Origin of the sequence: Kitasatospora sp. NPDC091257, from assembly GCF_044757675.1 — a bacterium.
In the GTDB taxonomy this organism is placed as follows: Bacteria; Actinomycetota; Actinomycetes; order Streptomycetales; family Streptomycetaceae; genus Kitasatospora; species Kitasatospora lactacystinica.
This window is the reverse complement of the sequence record NZ_JBIVVI010000752.1, coordinates 1-4,542: the sequence shown is the minus strand read 5'-3', so window position 1 is coordinate 4,542 and position 4,542 is coordinate 1. Positions and strand designations below refer to the sequence as shown.

Below are 4,542 nucleotides of genomic sequence, written 5' to 3'. Positions count from 1 at the left end.
GGGATGGTGAGGAGTGTCGCGAGGAGGCGTCGATGGTCGGCAGCACCGCCAAGGGCCCCGAGGAACACCGGCGGCCCCGGTGGGCGCGTGCCGCCCACGCGGTGTGGGCCTACGTCCGGCGCGCGCCGGGGACCTACATCTGGCTGGCGATCCTGCTCGTCACCACGCAGGTGATCCGGCACGTCGATCCGGCGACCGCCGACCGCATCCTGGAGCGGCGTTCGACCAACCTCCACCACCTCCAGGTCTCGCCGGTCCGTGTCCTGGTGACGAGTGCCCTGTGGATCGCGGGCGGCGGCTGGCTGTCCTACTTCCTGCTGTACAACCTCTTCCACGTGCCCGCCGAACGATGGCTCGGCACGCTGCGTTGGATCTCGGTGGCGGCGCTCGCGCACGTCGGCGCCACGTACCTCAGCGAGGGCGTGCTCGGCTGGGCGATCCACCACGGGCTGGCCTCGCCGAGCGCCGTCTACACCCTGGACTACGGCGTCAGCTATGCGCTGGCCGGAGTGGTCGCGGTACTCACCTATCTGATCGTCCGGCCCTGGCGGTACCTGTACGCGGCCGGGGTGTTGGTGGTCTACGGACTGGGCGTGCTGCAGAGCCGGGACTACACCAGCATCGGCCACTTCAGTGCGGCCCTGATCGGCTTCGCCTGCTACCCGCTGACCCGCGACCGCCCGGGTTCCTTCGACCCGGTCGCCTCGGCCCGCACGGTCTGGCGGCGGGCGCGCCGACGGTGAGCGACGGCCGCCGATGGGACGGGTCGGCGGGCGGTTTTGCGGGGCCGCCCGCCGACCGGGCGGGTGGCGGGACGACTACCGGCCGAATCGCTGGGACACGCAGAGGATGTTGCCTTCGCTGTCCTTGAACCAGGCCGCGCGCATGCCCTCGCCCTCGGCGACGCCGTTGACGGTCTTCAGACCGGGGAAGTCGTACTCCTCGAAGGTGATGCCGCGGTCGCGGAGGCCGGCCATCTCGGTGTCGAGGTCGGCGACCTTGAAGCTGGCCAGGGTGTGGGCGGCCTGACCCCCGCTGGGGGTGTGGTAGACGGTGACCTGGGTGCCGCCGGTGTCGCAGACGAACTCCTCCTCACTCTCCTCGGCGAGCTTGAGACCGAGGGTGTCGGTGTAGAAGGCCTTGGCGCGGGCGAGATCGGCGGCGGGGATGACTGCTTGCAGCGGAGCGTCTCCAAGCATGATGTTTCGCCTCCTCCCTGTCACCAGGCTAGGGATGTGCGGGCGGTACCGCCCGGTGGGCGCGGAACGGCTTCGGACTGTGCGCGGGAGGTTGCCGGACGTCATGCGGGGCCGGCCTCCGGAGCGAGGTGACCTCGGCGGCGCGGGCGAAGTGAGGCCGTCACCCGGGGTGGCCGGCCGGCCGCGGAGGTGTCACCGGCCCCGTGGCCAGCCGTGCGGCACACGTTCCAGTACTCCCGCACCGAACAGCTCGTACAGCGGCAGGGCCTCCAGGTGGACGTAGCCGATGTGACAGTCGCAGACCGGCAACGGGCAGGCCCGCGCCCGCAGTCGGGTGCGGTAGCTGCCGTCGTACAGGTTGCCGAGGACGTCCCGGACGAAGTGGCAGCGGCGCACCGTGCCGTCGCCGTCCACCGACAGCACGGACTCGCCGGTGCGGCACGGCAGCCCGGCGCTGGGATGGGCGTGCCGGCTGTAGCCGAAGTGCGGGTCGAGAGCGGCCCATCGGGCGGCCTCGGCGTCGGTGTAGTCGAGGCCCTCGGCGGCGTTGACCCACAGGTAGACGTCCTCGGAGAGCTCGGCGCGCAGCCGGCCGGCCTCGTCGAGGTGCTCGGGTTGGCCGACGACGCCGACGCTGTACCGCACACCGAGTGCGTCCAGCTCGCGGCACTTGGCGAGGAAGCGGTCACGGGTGACCTGGCCGGGATGGAAGGTGACCCAGAGGGCGAGGGCGTCGAGGTCGGCCTCGGCGAGCCAGCCCGTGCGACAGCTGAGGTTGGTCTGGATCGCGACGCGGCGGACGTGCGGCAGGCGGCTCAGCTCGACCAGCGCGCGGCGGTACCAGGACCGCACCAGCCCCTCGCCCCAGGGCGTGAACAGCAGCGACAGGGTGTCGCCGGTGCCCGCGCGCCCGGCGGCCCAGCCGGTGAAGCGCTCCAACGCGGCCCGGTCGGCGCGCAGTTGTCCGGGGCTGTCGCGCCGCTTGGCGAACGGACAGTACGGGCAGTCGTAGTCGCAGGAGGAGAGCGGACCGCGGTAGAGCAGGGTGAGGTCCCGCGCGCCGTCCTCCTCCGGCGGCGAGGCGGAGGGCATGCCGAGGAAGGTCATTTCGCCTCGTACGCCGCCATCAGGGCCCGGACCCCGGGCGAGAACAGCATCGGCCCGACGGCGTCCGAGTGCGCCAGGCCCTCCGGGCTGAGCCGCAGGAACGCCGGGTCGCCGGCGGCGAGCCAGCCACGCTGGGCGAACCGGGCCAGCTCCGCCGGGAAGTCCTCGGCCGGGGACCCGCCGAACCGGGCACGGTAGTCCGCCAGCGGCATGCCCTCGGCCTGGAGCAGGGACTGCACCAGGTGCCGTCGGCGTGGCTCCGCCCCGCCCATCCAGTGACCCACCTCGGCACGGTGGAAGTCCTCGGTGGCGACGTAGTCGTCGATGATGCCGCGCACCTCGGTGGCGTTCACCGCGTAGTCGAAGGAGTAGTGCAGCCGCGAGGTGTAGGAGCGGGCGCCGCAGCCCAGGCCGACCATGCCGTCGGTCTGGCAGGCGTACTCGCCCGCCCCGGCCTGCGGGGAGGCGGCCCGGCGGAACATCCGCATCGACACCTGCTGGTAGCCGTGGGCGAGCAGGTGGTCGCGGCCGGCCCGGTAGAGCGCGAGCCGCCGGGTGTCCCAGGCGGACCGGCTCTCCTGCTCCCCGCGCCGGGCCAGGCCGGTCAGCGGACGGACGTACAGCGGGTAGAGGTACAGCTCCTCGGGCCGCCAGGCGAGCGCGGTGTCCAGCGAGCGGAGCCAGCTCGCCTCGGTCTGGCCGTCGATGCCGTAGATGAGGTCGATGTTGAGCACCGGGAACCCGGCCGCGCGGATCCGGCCGAGGGCGGCCTCCACCTCGGCCCGCTTCTGCGGGCGGACGGCGGAGCGCGCCTCGGCGTCGTCGAAGGACTGCACGCCCAGGCTCAGCCGGGTGGTGCCCCGGGCGGCCAGCACCTCCAGCCGGTCGGCGGTCGCGGTGGCGGGCGAGGCCTCCACCGAGAGCGGCACCGCCCGCAGGTCGGCGCCCATCCGCCGCTCCGCGATGTCGCACAGCCGTTCCAGCTCGCCGGCCGTCAGATAGGTGGGAGTGCCGCCGCCGAACGCGGCCAGCGCGAACCGGGCCCCGTCGTCCAGCGCGGCGCGCACCGCCGCGGCCTGGCGCTCCAGGGCGTCCAGGTAGGCCGTGGTCAGGCCCTCCGGGCTGCCGATCCGGGTGAACAGGTTGCAGAACCCGCAGCGGACCTCGCAGAACGGGATGTGCAGGTAGAGCGAGAGCGCGTGCTGCGGCTCGCCGGCCCACAGTTCGCGCAGCGGCGGACGTTCGGGCAACGGGCGGTAGGCCGTCTTGTGCGGGTACGCGTAGACGTACGACTGGTACGGCGAGTCCGGGCGCGGGGGCGCGGTGGTCATGCGGGCTCCTCGGAGGTCGCGGCGGCGCCCGCCGGTCGGGCGGGGAGGGTGAAGTGCGCGTACGGGACCGTCCAGACCACCTCGTGGCCGATCCGGTGCCCGGTGTAGCCGTCCTCGCCGTAGGCGGTGCCGTGGTCGGAGCAGACGATCGCGAAGCAGGGGCGGCGGGCGCTCATCGCGGCGAACAGCCGGCCGATGTGCGCGTCCACGTACTCCAGGGCGGCGGCGTGGCTGGCCCGCGAGTCCCCGTGCTCGCGGGTGGCGCCGGTCAGGTGGAACCAGTTCGGCTGGTGCAGCGCCGAGACGTTCAGGAAGAGGAACAGCGGCTGGTCGGCGGGCTGTTCGGCGGCGACCCGCTCGGCCCGGGCGACCTGCACCTCGAAGGACGTCGGCGAGGCCACGCCGGACTCGGGTGCCCAGTGGCTCTCCTGGAAGAGGCCGGGGAGCACCGACCCCAGGGCACCCTGCTTGTTGAAGAACCCCACGCCGCCGATGCACACCGTGCGGTACCCCGCCGCGGCCAGGGCCGTCGGCAGGTCGGGGGCGTCGAAGACCCAGGTGCGCGGGGCGGTGCTCTCGGATCCGGCGAAGCGGGCCGCGAACAGGCGCGGGTGCGGTCCGTCCGGGGAGGCCGGGGTCGGCAGGAAGCCGGCCAGGATCGCCTGGTGGGAGGCGTAGGTGAAGCTGCCGGGCGCGTGCCGGCGCTCCCAGCGGCCGCCGGGGAGGACGGCGGCGAGGCGCGGGATGCGGCCGGCGGCGGCCAGTTCCTCGGCGACGTCGAAGCGGAGCGTGTCGAGGGTGACGAGCAGCAGGTCGTGGCTGCCCACGACGGCGTTCATGTCGGGGGTGGGAGCGGGGGGCGGGGCGTGGTCCGGGGTGGGAGCGGGGGCCGGGGCGTGAGATCG

Annotated in this window: 5 protein-coding genes; 1 reads left to right on the top strand and 4 read right to left on the bottom strand. The window is 73.6% G+C overall.

The annotated features are described in order from the left end of the window. Positions 1 to 32 precede the first annotated feature (32 nt). Complete coding sequence (locus tag ACIQOV_RS28820) at positions 33 to 743, top strand: rhomboid-like protein (protein WP_401053428.1); 711 nt, start codon at positions 33 to 35, stop codon at positions 741 to 743. A gap of 75 nt (positions 744 to 818) precedes the next feature. Here ACIQOV_RS28820 and ACIQOV_RS28815 read toward each other — a convergent pair whose 3' ends face one another. The 4 genes from ACIQOV_RS28815 to ACIQOV_RS28800 form a co-directional block, all read right to left on the bottom strand. Then, positions 819 to 1,199, bottom strand: coding sequence for a VOC family protein (locus tag ACIQOV_RS28815; protein ID WP_401053424.1), 381 nt, complete (start codon positions 1,197 to 1,199; stop codon positions 819 to 821). A 192-nt stretch (positions 1,200 to 1,391) separates the two neighbouring features. Further along, the gene (locus ACIQOV_RS28810) at positions 1,392 to 2,306 is read right to left on the bottom strand and encodes an STM4011 family radical SAM protein (protein WP_380544834.1); all 915 of its coding nucleotides are present in this window, start codon (positions 2,304 to 2,306) and stop codon (positions 1,392 to 1,394) included. After that, positions 2,303 to 3,637: an STM4012 family radical SAM protein gene (locus ACIQOV_RS28805; protein ID WP_401053421.1), complete on the bottom strand. Its 1,335-nt coding sequence runs from the start codon at positions 3,635 to 3,637 to the stop codon at positions 2,303 to 2,305. The genes ACIQOV_RS28810 and ACIQOV_RS28805 overlap by 4 nt, the downstream gene beginning before the upstream one ends. After that, complete coding sequence (locus ACIQOV_RS28800) at positions 3,634 to 4,476, bottom strand: STM4013/SEN3800 family hydrolase (protein ID WP_401053426.1); 843 nt, start codon at positions 4,474 to 4,476, stop codon at positions 3,634 to 3,636. The genes ACIQOV_RS28805 and ACIQOV_RS28800 overlap by 4 nt, the downstream gene beginning before the upstream one ends. Positions 4,477 to 4,542 lie beyond the last annotated feature (66 nt).